At 40.4% G+C, this 12,600-nt stretch carries 10 protein-coding genes; 5 read left to right on the top strand and 5 right to left on the bottom strand.

Going from position 1 to position 12,600, the window contains the following annotated elements; all coding sequences use genetic code 11:
* Positions 1–62 precede the first annotated feature (62 nt).
* From HGR01_RS28365 to HGR01_RS28355, 3 genes are all read right to left on the bottom strand, one after another.
* Positions 63–3,113: a PAS domain S-box protein gene (locus HGR01_RS28365; protein WP_081584085.1), complete on the bottom strand. Its 3,051-nt coding sequence runs from the start codon at positions 3,111–3,113 to the stop codon at positions 63–65.
* Between the two features lie 520 nt (positions 3,114–3,633).
* Complete coding sequence (locus HGR01_RS28360; RefSeq protein ID WP_045872328.1) at positions 3,634–5,502, bottom strand: response regulator; 1,869 nt, start codon at positions 5,500–5,502, stop codon at positions 3,634–3,636.
* A gap of 203 nt (positions 5,503–5,705) precedes the next feature.
* A complete protein-coding gene (locus tag HGR01_RS28355) occupies positions 5,706–5,897 on the bottom strand; it encodes a hypothetical protein (RefSeq protein WP_045872329.1) in 192 nt (63 codons plus the stop codon).
* A 181-nt stretch (positions 5,898–6,078) separates the two neighbouring features.
* Here HGR01_RS28355 and HGR01_RS28350 point away from each other — a divergent pair, with 181 nt between their 5' ends.
* From HGR01_RS28350 to HGR01_RS28340, 3 genes are all read left to right on the top strand, one after another.
* Positions 6,079–6,576: an LptA/OstA family protein gene (locus tag HGR01_RS28350; RefSeq protein ID WP_045872330.1), complete on the top strand. Its 498-nt coding sequence runs from the start codon at positions 6,079–6,081 to the stop codon at positions 6,574–6,576.
* A 30-nt stretch (positions 6,577–6,606) separates the two neighbouring features.
* Entirely contained in the window at positions 6,607–7,335 is a 729-nt protein-coding gene (gene lptB, locus HGR01_RS28345; protein WP_045872331.1) for an LPS export ABC transporter ATP-binding protein, read from the top strand.
* 209 nt (positions 7,336–7,544) lie between these two features.
* On the top strand, positions 7,545–8,660 hold the full coding sequence (locus HGR01_RS28340; protein ID WP_045872332.1) for an LptF/LptG family permease: 1,116 nt from the start codon (positions 7,545–7,547) through the stop codon (positions 8,658–8,660).
* On the opposite strand, the gene HGR01_RS28335 is transcribed toward HGR01_RS28340, so the two are convergent.
* Positions 8,651–8,815 (bottom strand): hypothetical protein, encoded by a 165-nt coding sequence (locus HGR01_RS28335; protein WP_210403123.1) that lies wholly within the window; start codon positions 8,813–8,815, stop codon positions 8,651–8,653. The two genes, HGR01_RS28340 and HGR01_RS28335, sit on opposite strands and share 10 nt — an antisense overlap.
* Positions 8,816–8,841: 26 nt before the next feature.
* Positions 8,842–9,465, bottom strand: coding sequence for a CP12 domain-containing protein (locus HGR01_RS28330; RefSeq protein ID WP_194007733.1), 624 nt, complete (start codon positions 9,463–9,465; stop codon positions 8,842–8,844).
* Between the two features lie 652 nt (positions 9,466–10,117).
* On the opposite strand from HGR01_RS28330, the gene HGR01_RS28325 reads away from it, so the two are divergent.
* Together HGR01_RS28325 and HGR01_RS28320 are read left to right on the top strand one after the other, a co-directional pair.
* Positions 10,118–11,284 (top strand): hypothetical protein, encoded by a 1,167-nt coding sequence (locus HGR01_RS28325; protein WP_052335307.1) that lies wholly within the window; start codon positions 10,118–10,120, stop codon positions 11,282–11,284.
* A gap of 104 nt (positions 11,285–11,388) precedes the next feature.
* Positions 11,389–12,246, top strand: a complete 858-nt coding sequence (locus HGR01_RS28320; RefSeq protein ID WP_228045384.1) for a methylated-DNA--[protein]-cysteine S-methyltransferase — start codon at positions 11,389–11,391, stop codon at positions 12,244–12,246.
* Positions 12,247–12,600: the final 354 nt, after the last annotated feature.

Genomic DNA, 12,600 nt, shown 5'->3' with positions numbered 1-12,600 from the left:
AAAGATGTGAAAAATCAGAAAAAGGTAGAGAAAAATTATCAATCACACTTGACCCTTGACCCTTAAATTACAACTTTAGACTTTTGAGTTAAAGGAATTGTAATTACAAATTTAGTGCCTTGTCCAGGCTGTGAAGTACATTCCAAAGAACCACCATGTTTTTTGGTAATAATTTGATAGCTAATAGCAAGTCCCATACCTGTACCTTTACCAACAGGTTTAGTGGTGAAGAAAGGGTCAAATATTCGCTGTTTAATATTATCTGGAATTCCTGCACCATTATCGGCAATAATAATTTTTACTTGATGATTGTCTAGAAATTCGGTTTGGATATAAATTTGGGGATTTTTGATAGATAATAATTCTGCCGTTGACAACTGATTATTGATAACGGCATCTTCTAATACATCGATCGCATTCACTAAAATATTCATTAATACTTGGTTTAGCTGCCCAGAGTAACATTCAACTAAGGGCAGGTTGCCGTATTCTTTGATCACAGTGATTTTTGGTACTTGATTGTTACCCTTGAGGCGGCTTTGCAGAATCATCAGCGTACTATCTATTCCCTGATGGATATTAACTGCTTTCATCTCAGCTTCATCCAAACGCGAGAAAGTTCGCAGCGAAAGTACAATTTCCCGAATGCGGTTAGCGCCAATTTCCATAGATTTAAGTATTTGGGGAAAATCTGACCTGAGAAAATCCAGTTCGATCAGTTCCACAAAATCTGCAATTTCTGGCACAGGTTGGGGATAGTATTTTTGATAGAGTTCCAATAGCGTTAGTAAATCTTTACTATATGTATTGGCATGGTTGAGATTTCCATAGATAAAATTTACCGGATTGTTAATTTCGTGGGCGACACCTGCAACTAATTGTCCTAAGCTAGACATTTTTTCACTTTGAACTAACTGGGTTTGGGTTTGTTGTAGTTCCCGCAATGCAGCTTGGAGTTGTTGTGCTTGTTGTCGTAGTCGTGCTTCTGAATTTAGCAGTGCTGCTTCAGCTTGCTTGCGTTCGGTAATGTCGCGGAAATACCAAATTCTACCGTAACAGTTACCAGCAAGCGATCGCACTGGTGCGGAATAGCGATCAAAAATCCGTCCCGATTTGAGTAAAATTTCATCACGGCTGTATTCTTCGAGATGCTGATAGAGATACTCAACTTTGGTTAAAAATTCTGTGGGATTCTTTAGTTGCTCTAGTACCCATTGTAGAAGTTGGCGATCGTCACCTGTTTCTAGTACTTCTGGCGGAATTTGCCATAAGTCAGCAAAATTTTGATTATATGATGCTACTAAGCGATTCTCATCAATAATCAAAATGCCATCAATGGAAGCTTCTTGTTGTGCTTGCAATATAGCATGACTGCGGAGTAAGGCTTGTTCTGCTTGCTTATGTTGCGTAATGTTAGTAGCTGTGCCAGTGGTACCGATAATATTCCCAATTTCATCTCGCAATAAGCAAGCATTACACAACAAATTTAACCGCCTACCATCTTTAGCCAGAACAACAGCTTCATAGTGGAAAACTGACTCTTCGCTTAGTGTTTGAGGCACAATATTGAGGCCTTGATGAATTTGTTCTGGTGGCTCAAACTCGCTATAGTGACGACCAATCATTTCTTCTGGTTCATAACCATAGATAGTTTGCACGGCCTGGTTGACAAAGATAAAGTATCCTTTGTCATCCACTGACCAAATCATGTCTTGGGAAGTTTCCACTAAATGACGATACTTACCCTCACTTGTTTGTAAAGCTTCCTCAGCTTGCAGGCGCTTGATACCTAAAGCAATCTCATTAGCGCTTAATTTCAAAGCATCCAAGGTTAATTCTGTTAGGGGATGACGGGCAAACATGGCAATTACACCGACTAAATTCCCGTCCAAGATTAAAGGATATCCCGCAAAAGCCACCATACCTTCACGCTTTGCCCACTCTTTATCCCCCACACGCGGATCTTCTAACACTGCATTAGTTAAGTGAGGTTGACGTTCTTCAGCAATTAATCCAATTTTAAACATCCCTACAGGAACACGCCTGTGGGGCCCATCTATATGGGTATACATTCCCGAACTAGCTTGTAGTTCCAGTACGTTTTCTTGAGCATTCAACGTCCAGACGCGAGCAAAAGCAGCATTCAAATGTTTGACTATAGCATCAGTACAACCTTTCAAACATTCCTTAAGTGTAGAGCTTTGAGTAATAGCAGTATTAACTGCTACATGAAATGCAGCTAAGGATACTTTTTCTGCAAGTGCTAATTCTGCTTCTTTACGCGCAGTAATATCTTGACAAGTAACTAAAATGCCAATGAAATTGTTTTGTTCATCTTTTAAGGTAATTTTATTAGTTTCTAACCATAGTTGTTTACCATCTGCTTTTATATAGCATTGGACAATACCATACTCTGGTTTTTGGGATTCTATAACTTGGAAATCTGACTCCCAAAATAAGTTGACATTGTCTTGCTGTTGCATTAGTTCATAATCAGTTTTGCCAATAATCTGATTTGGGCAATCTTTACCCATAATTTCCGCAAATTGTTGATTGCAACCTAAATAAACAGAATTAAAATCTTTCCAATAAGTTGCGAGAGGGATATTATTTATTACTTGTTCTAATACTTGTTTTGATGAGCAAACTTTTGCTGATTGCAATTTTTCTTTGCTAATATCACGAATAATACCTACTAAAAAATGATTACCATATTCATCTTCAACTCGAGATTTTTTAATTAAGAAAAAACGAGTTAAGCCATCAGAATTGGTCAAACATTCCTCTGTTTCCTGAACTATGCCAGTATTAAATATAAATTCATCTTTCTCATACAGCCTATCTGCTTGTTTTTTAGGAAAGATGTCATATTCTGACTTACCAATTAATTCTGATTCATGAAATCCAATCAAACGACAATAGGCATTATTAAGGAATACCCAGTGATGTTGGCTGTCTTTAACAAATACTGGATCGGATATACCATGAAGTATCTGAAGTAGAAACTCTGGATATAAACTCATTTCTTGCATATTATCTTGATGTTGCTCATCTTCTAATAATGTGTTAATAATCACATGACTAGTTAGACAAAAATTTTTGTCGTATGACATATATGTTTAGTCATATATAAACTCTAAATATATACACTATACATACAAGTAAAATTGAATATTAAATATTGCTGATTATTTTATGGAAAAAATATATTTACTTTTAAAAAGTAGTGGTAAAACATAACATAAATATATTTTTTCATGAATTATTCAGATAAATATTACTGGAACATAGCTTTAAATTATTAATATCATCTCCTATTTTTTAGTTTGATATAAATATTTTTAAAAATGCGACATTTATCTAAGTGTTCCACTTTGAGCCTATTTAAGCGAGAGTATATAAAAAATTTTTGAGGAATCTGTGAGTAAGCATAATTTTCAAGCCTATAGCTTTTTGCAGAAGAGATTTACATTACTTAATAGCTATAGGCTTCATAGCTTTTACACAAGTTAATAAATAATTAATGTTTCATAATTTACCTTGATGACAGAAAGCCGACTTGGGGCATTGGATGCTTTTCCCATGCCTCAGCCTCATCCTTTGAGGGGTGGGATGAGCTTAATTAGAAGTCCCTTAGCGCTGCTCTAGTCGATTGCGTACACGGGTTAAGAGTTCTGCTGCGATCGCGGATTTATAAAGAAAGTCATCTCCACCAGCAGCAAAGCATTGCTGTACAATCTCGGCCTCTGTATGCGCTGATAAAAATAAAATAGGCAATTTCTGCCAGCGAAAATCATTACGAATTACTTGGCATAAATCAAGTCCGTTAATTGTTGAAGATAGAGAATCAGTTGAGTCAGATAGTTCGATATCTAAAATCAACAAATCGGGATCTGTTTGCTCCAAAGTTGTCCAAAAATTTTGTGGTGAATCAACTAGCGTCAGATGATAACCCCAAGGCTGCAAAATATGACGCAAAAGATGCGACATTTGCGGATCGTCTTCCATAATCAGCAGTTTTTGCGGAATTGGGCTTGACTGTTGCAGTACTTGAGTAACAGCTCTTAAAACTTGATTCGCAGCAATTGGTTTCTGCAAAAATAACTTACTGCCTAATCTAGCTGCTTCTAAGCGATGGGCAAAATCTTCCTTTGCCGTTAAAACCAGAACTGGTAGGTTAGGGTGCTGATTATATAGCGTGGCGAGAAAATTTAAACCGCTACCTGGGGCACCAGGAAAGTTGAGATCCAGTAATATCACATCTGGAAGCTGGTCAACCAAGAAACTTTCGGCTTGCTGCAAATCTGTGGCGACTTCTACAACAATTCCTTGCATTGCGGCTTTCGTGGCTAGATGCCTTGCCAGCACTGCATCGTCATCCACAATCAGCAAGCTAGTTCCATGAACAACCTTTGAGCCACTTGTCTGTGCTGGATGGGTTCGAGCTGCGGCTGATTGCATTTCCTGCTGTAATGCACTTACCAAGTGGACTAGTTGCTGGATTTGTAAAGAAGAAATGGATTCTGCTTGCGTGAGGATCTGCTGAATTTGTCGTGATATTCGGGAAGCTTCGCCTAAACCAAAACTACCCAATGAACCAATCAGAGTGTGCGCTTCATATTCTGCCGCCTGCTGCAATTCTGGGGAAATTTGACCATTTTTCAATGCTGTCACAGCTTGTTGAATAATCATGAGGCGATCGCAATAAGTTTCGCGCATCTCTTCCCACACATCTGAAATAAATGTGGTGAGTGATGATGGGGTCAAAATTGGCGAAGTTGCAACTTGTTCTTTGGGGCTTTCCTGTTCTCTGCGTTTGAGGCGATATCCTAACTTATAAATCGTTTCAAAAATTTCTCCTACGCCAGCTTTTTTTAATTTATTCCGCAAGCCTTTGACATGTGTTCGCACAGCCCAGTCGCTGGGAGCTTCATCACTCGTCCATAGCCGATCAATTAATAAACTAGCACTGAAGATATGGTCTGGATTTCTTAAAAACAGTTCTAAGATGGCATACTCTTTGGCTGTGAGAAGAATAGGCTGCCCTTGATAAGTGACTTGGCAATTATTAGGATTGAGGCATAATTCACCCCATTCCAACAGAGGCGATCGCGTAATGTAACTACGCCGCAGCAGCGATCGCACCCTAGCCATAAATTCATCGAGATCCACTGGTTTCACCATATAGTCATCAGCACCAGCATCTAGCCCAATGACTTTATTCATCACGCTGTCGAGTGCAGTTAACAACAAGATTGGCGTATTTTGATTTGGCGATCGCGCAACATTGCCATTTTGTAGCCGGATGCGTTTACAGAAATTGATCCCGTCAAGCTTGGGTAAAATTAAATCCAGTACAATCAGGTCATAAACGGAACTTTGCGCCAGATCCCAACCTTGTTGCCCATCTGGTGCTAATTCTACCTGGTAGTTCTGAGCAATGAGAGTGGCTCTGAGCAATTGGGCAAGACTTTCATCATCCTCTATCAATAACAATTTCACACCGACTCTATCCTCAAAGCTGTTAGAGGTTGCTAGCGATCGCAATCTGACAAAAAATTTACTTTAGCTTTTTTGATTTAACACAAAATAGCTAGTGATTACATTGATTTCCTACTGAATTTAGATTTCCCAAAAAAAATTAGCCCCTAACAAAAATCTGCGCTTTTTCCAGTTTTCTGAGCCAAAAGTAAACATGGAACAGGTCATAATTTTGAATTATTTGTCTCCCTCATCCCCCTCATCTCCCTCATCTCCCTCATCCCCCTCATCCCCCTCATCCCCCTCATCCCCCTCATCCCCCTCATCCCCCTCATCCCCCTCATCTCCCTCATCTCCCTCATCTCCCTCATCCCCCTCATCCCCCTCATCCCCCTCATCCTTTCCCAGTTAGCCATTTATCTGGAAAGTTCTGGAATTAGACTTTACAAACAGATATTTGGACGAAACCTTAATGGTAAGGTAAGCGTCAATAGCGTCAGCATTTATGCGAAATTAGTCCAGATGCTATTTTTTACTGTTGGATAAAGTAGTTGAGATAATTAAAATACAAGCTAAAACTCTAAATTGTAAATTGCTATGATACTGTCCTATAAATTTCCGCGATCGCAAATCCGGCGCTTACTCTTAGCCTTGGTGTTACCTGCTACAATCTTTGGCGCAGTAGCTTTTCCCTACCAAGTGCAAACCGTTACTGCTCAAACATCCACAGGAAACCGCCCGTTAACAATTCGCTCGGATGTTCAAGAGTATGATGCCAAAAGTCAAGTAGTAACTGCTCGTGGCAATGTGCAAATGTTGTATCCTTCGCGTCAGATTCAAGCCACAGCCGCCCAAGCACAATACTTTAGCAAGGAACGCCGCATAGATTTCAGTGGCAATGTCTATATTTTGCAACAAGGTGGCAATAGTATTCGCGCAGAGAAGGTGACATATTTGATTGATGAGGGCAGATTTGTGGCTTTACCGCAATCTAACCGTCAGGTAGAGTCGATTTATATGGTACAGGACGGTGAAATTGGCGGACAATCTGCCAGATCTGCCCCAAAAACCCCACCACTCAAAGGTTCTAATTAGTAGTAGTTACTCTCAAGGGGCATCTCTAGCGTGAAAATTGTCTTAGAGAACATCCACAAATCTTACGGCAAGCGCCAGATTGTCAATCGTGTTAGTCTTTCTGTTACCCAAGGAGAAATTGTTGGGTTACTAGGCCCAAATGGCGCTGGTAAAACCACAACCTTTTATATTGCTACAGGTTTAGAAAAACCAAATCAAGGAAAAGTCTGGCTGGATAATTTGGATATTACAGCGCTACCAATGCACAAAAGGGCAAGATTGGGCATTGGCTATCTAGCCCAGGAAGCGAGCGTGTTTCGCCAGCTGACAGTACGAGACAATCTACTTCTAGTTTTGGAACAAACTAATGTGCCAAACTGGGAATGGTCGGGACGAGTACAAAATTTACTGCGAGAATTTCGCTTAGAAAAAGTGGCAAACAGTAAAGGAATTCAACTTTCTGGTGGGGAACGACGGCGGACTGAATTAGCTAGAGCTTTAGCATCTGGTAGAGAAGGGCCAAAGTTTTTATTTTTAGATGAACCCTTTGCGGGAGTCGATCCCATTGCTGTTTCGGAAATTCAGCAAATTGTAGCCCGACTACGCGATCGCGGCATGGGTATCTTAATCACAGATCACAATGTCCGCGAAACCCTAGCAATTACTGATCGTGCTTATATCATGCGCGAAGGACAAATTCTGGCTTTTGGTAATGCGAATGAGCTTTATACCAACCCCCTCGTGCGTCAATATTATTTGGGGGATAACTTCCAAGTTTAAAATGATAGATATTCAATAATAGCTGCTCAAAAATTTTTCGTCTTAATGATTTAGTGCCAATTTAGAGTTTTTAATTAATTTAAATATCAATTCTAAATCATCAATATTAAATGCCCAATGACATAAATATTTCATTCTCAAGTTAGCTTATGGTATCAAAAAAGCTCACATCTTTTTATAGCCTCAATTCGCTGATGCCTTTTACGCTCATGGATCGCTATCTGACCAGCGAATTGCTACCGCCATTTTTATTTGGTGTAGGGGCTTTTTCGTCAATTGGTGTGACAATTGATGCCGTATTTGACTTAGTTAGAAAGATTGTAGAATCCGGTCTACCAATAGATATTGCTCTTCAGGTTTTTTTATTAAAACTACCAACTTTCATTGTTTTAGCCTTTCCTATGTCCACGCTTCTAGCTACTTTGATGACTTATAGTCGTCTTTCTAGCGAGAGTGAATTAATTGCTTTACGTGGCTGTGGGGTAAGTGTTTATCGCATGGTTTTGACTGCTGTAATGTTAAGTTTGGTAGTGACAGGCTTGACATTTTTGTTTAATGAGCAAATCGCACCAGCTGCTAGTTATCAAGCAAATATGACTTTACAGAATGCTTTAAAGTCAGATAAGCCAATTTTGAAGCAGCAAAATATTTTTTACCCCGAATATCGGGATGTAAAAGAGCGAGATGGTAGTAATACCAGGATACTGACACGCTTATTTTATGCTGACCAATTTGATGGTCAACAGATGAAAGGTTTAACAATTATTGACCGTTCCGAAGAAGGTTTAAACCAAATTGTTGTAGCAGAATCAGGGCGATGGAACGGTTCGCAAAACGTTTGGGATTTTTATAACGGCACTATTTATTTAGTATCTCCCGATCGCTCTTATCGCAACATTTTACGGTTTGAACACCAACAACTGCGACTTCCCCGCACACCATTAAGTTTGGCAGAAAAAAGCCGTGACTACGGTGAGATGAATATTTCCGAAGCTGTAGAACAGCTAGCCGTAGAACGTCTCGGTGGCGATCGCCAAAAAATTCGGAAATTGGAAGTACGGATTCAGCAAAAAATTGCCTTACCCTTTGTTTGTGTAGTTTTTGGCTTAGTAGGCGCAGCAATGGGCAGCATACCCCAGCGCACAGGACGCGGTACCAGTTTTGGTATTAGCGTGATTGTAATTTTCTCCTATTACTTTCTCAGCTTTATTACTGGTGCTTTAGGACAAGCAAATGTCCTATCTCCCTTTATGGGAGCTTGGCTACCCAACTTTATCGGCTTGGGAACAGGGTTATTTTTATTAATGCGAGTTGCTCAAAGGTAGGAAATGGGGCATGGGGCATAGGGCATGGGGCATAGGGCATGAATAATTGGTAATCTCTCCTTGTCTCCCAATCCCCAGTCCCCAATCCCCAATCCCCAATCCCCAATCCCCAATCCCCAATCCCCAATCCCCAATCCCCAATCCCCAATCCCCAATCCCCAGTCCCCAATCCCCAGTCCCCTCAAGCCTTATACTGTCGCCGACATTCCGGCGCTTCGGGGTTGTCTTTACAGTATTCTTCAAAAGAAACTTTAGCTGACTCCATACCTTCAGCTTTTTGGTGAGCTGCTTCGGCTTGGAGTTCTTCAACTTCATCCCAAGCGGCGGCGCAGGCTTTAGAATAGGCTCCTTGTTCAGTACAAATACCACGAGCTTGTGCGATCGCTTGTTGAATTCTCTCTTCTAAGACTATGGCTTTGGGAGATTCTACAAAGTCACTTTTTGTCAGAATATCGGTAATCGAGATAATCCCTAATAACTTACCTTGAATCACAGGTGCTCTACGAATCCCAGTATTAGCAAACAACCGCGCCACATATTCCACGCTCAACTCAGGATTAACGATAATGCAGGGCTTAGTCATGATTTCGTAAATCCTGACCTGTTTTGGATCTTTACCGTAAGCTGTAACTTTGTAAACAATATCCGTTTCTGTGACTATGCCATAGGCATCATGCTCATGACGACGATCCACAACCAAAGCGCGCAATCCTTTATCCTTCATTAGCCCCACCGCTTCAGCAACAGTCGCCGAACCGCGAATGGTAACTACGTTCCTGGTCATGATATCTTCAGCTTTCATCATTGCTGTAGTCTCCTGGTAAATAGTAATGCGATGCAAGCGCCAGGCGACAGCGCACACAATATTGCTAAGTAATGAGTGCGGTAGACGCTTCTGCGACTTCCCGCAGGGTAGAACCACTGCGCCTTTACGGGTTTCCCGGCTTCAAGCAAGTGGCGTTGCTGAATGGTGAGTAATTCTTACAGTTGAACTTTGAACTCAGCAGTCTTTTAGGCAGCTACAACAATAACCTTAGACTAGCTTTCAACTCCTGATGATATCGAAAGTGACCGAAGAAAGGCATAAGCCTGATTGTAGGGTGAAGAAGGTTGAAGAAAATAATTTTTTCCTTTGCCAATAAGGTTTTAAGCCTCTCAATTTATTTATGAAAAAAAAAGAAAGAATTCTTTCACCCGTTCTTCTTTTTTACCGTAACCAAATATTTTCAACCTCTGTGTTTATTTGTCACTCCCTCATAACTCAGATGAGCAGAAGATAAATTTTTTACGAATAATTGTCCAGCACTAATGACTCATAAAGATTGAACAGTTAGGATGAAATCATCCTTAAACTTTGTTTGAATTTTCTTTTAAAGCAGAACTTCCCCACAACAGCACTACTGACAAAATACGCAAAGCGCGATCGCTAATTCAGTAAATTTACTATATCCAAACATATGCAAAACCGAAATTATCCCCCGGCATACTTACGTTATCTTAAAGCCAGGTTACGGAATCTCAGCAGACCTAGCTTTTGGGGTACAGGAGTTTTTTTAGTTGTGCTTGGGATAGGAATGTGGCAATACTTGTCCAATCCAAATGTTTTGGCTGGTAAGTCACAATCAGAAGTAGCCTCGCCAAAAGTTTCTGACTCAGCACTGTCAGATGAAGACAGAGCTATGGTTGCAGACATTGATAATTTTCCCGTGTTAATTAAAGACTATGAACAAGCTATTTTGGCAGCCACTTTAAGTCTCCCACCGGAAAAACCAGCAGCCCAAAATAGCCCCAGTCTGTTTGAGGATGTTATCAGTAAACAATCTTCTACCACCAATGAAGCTAAATCAAATCCAGTTTTACCAACAGTAAATGACACATCTGCACCAAAGAATAACAATCCCTTTGTTGTACAAACCGAAAATTTATTGCAGATGAAGTCTGGTTATGGTGGTAGTCATTTGTTAGGTGCTAAATCTGTAACTGCACCCTTAGAAGAAACAGCAAGCGTCACCACCCCTTTGAATCAAGGGATGACATTAGTTAATCAAAGCGAAAAAAATCAAAATCCTGCTACTATCAGCCCTTTACAAACTGCTATTAATCAAGCCCCAACTCAAAATCTCTCTGGTTACAACAACACAGCTTCTAGTTCCACAAATATCATGGGAACTTCTGCCTACAGCAATTTCACATCAACCAATCAAAATCTCTCTGGTGCTGCCAATCCTACAAGTATGATGGGAACTAGCTCTAACAACAATGCAACACCAGTCACTAGCAATATATATAGTCAGCCTTTACCTGTTAACAATAACTTAAATACAGGTACAGTTTACTCTCAACCAACAGCCACAAACTTGCCCCAAAATTCTTACGCTAACTTTAATAACAGTCAGACATTAACTAATGGAATACAAACAACATCAGTGACACCATCCGTTAGTTCGACTACAACCACCAACATTTCACCATACTCTACGCCATCTCAAATTCCTAACGTTGTCAATAACTCAACCTCGTCAGTATATGGCAATTATGGTGTACAGCAGTCTCAGATATCTCTTCCTCGCCCCACACCTGGGCCTTATGGTGGAGTGCAGATTAACGGCTACACATATCCTTAAGAATTATTACGCATATCAACCGCAAGAAACGGGTGGCTTTCTATTGACAACATCGGTAAATTGAAGAATGCCAAGACTTCTTGAATTCAACCTAGATGATTGCGATGAAGACTGTAACTGCCCATGACAGCGGAGATTATCAGCGGATTGCTCAGGCGATCGCATTTATGCGCCAATCCCATCTCCACCAGCCGGATCTGGCTACAGTTGCCCAGCACATAGGTTTAAGTGAGTATCATTTCCAACGGATGTTTACTCAGTGGGTTGGCATAAGCCCTAAGCGGTTTTTGCAATATCTCACAGTTGAATATGCTAAATCACAAATTACCCGAACCAAAAGCTTACTAGATTTAAGCTTAGATGTAGGCTTGTCGAGTCCGGGAAGATTACATGACTTATTTGTCAACTTAGAAGCAATGTCCCCTGGTGAATTTAAAGCAGCCGGAGCAGGCTTGCAAATTCGCTATGGTATTCATGAAACGCTGTTTGGCAAAGCTCTGATCGCTACGAGCGATCGCGGTATTTGCAATCTGTATTTTTTAAATGGCACAGATGAGCCAAATGTCCAACAAACACTTCAGCAAGAATGGCCAAAAGCTGAGATTATCCAAAATCAACAAGTAACTCAACCATTGCATGACTTGATTTTTGACTCAGTGAGCTTCACAGAACAAAAACCCTTAACGCTTTTGGTTAAAGGCACTAATTTTCAGATTCAAGTTTGGCGCGCACTTTTGAGAATCCCCTTTGGGGGTCTGACAACTTACCAAAGTATTGCGGAAATAATTGGCCTCCCAACTGCTGCGCGAGCCGTTGGCAATGCTGTAGGCAAAAATCCCATCTCCTACCTCATCCCTTGCCATCGTGTGATTCGCGAGTCTGGAGAACTTGGTGGCTATCGTTGGGGTTTGGAGCGAAAGACTATTCTGTTAGCTTGGGAAGCTAATCGTAGAGTTGTATAAAATTTCTAGGACAAATTTTATACAATCTGATTGTTGAAGCGTAGCTTTTTCTTTTTTGAGAGAATTGGTCTGACCCCTAATACCGCGATCGCTGACTACGGATACAATGACTTTAGTTGTTTTTTATCCTAAAACTAGTTCATTGAAGCTGCTAAATTTCCATTGGCGATCGCTAGTTAGATTTCACCACTAAAATTTCCATAATCTATCGAAGCTTCTGGTGTTAGCCCTATTCTTACCAATTATTATCACCGAGCCAGAAGTGCGATCGCCTCATTAACTATTTATGATGTTAATAAATTTAGCAGTAGTATCTTTTGCTGACCATAAATAGTTGATAACAGAGGCTATATA

It is taken from the genome of Tolypothrix sp. PCC 7712 (assembly GCF_025860405.1).
Taxonomy (GTDB): Bacteria; Cyanobacteriota; Cyanobacteriia; order Cyanobacteriales; family Nostocaceae; genus Aulosira; species Aulosira diplosiphon.
Note: the sequence above shows the minus strand (reverse complement) of the source record. Positions and strands in the feature narration are given on the sequence as shown.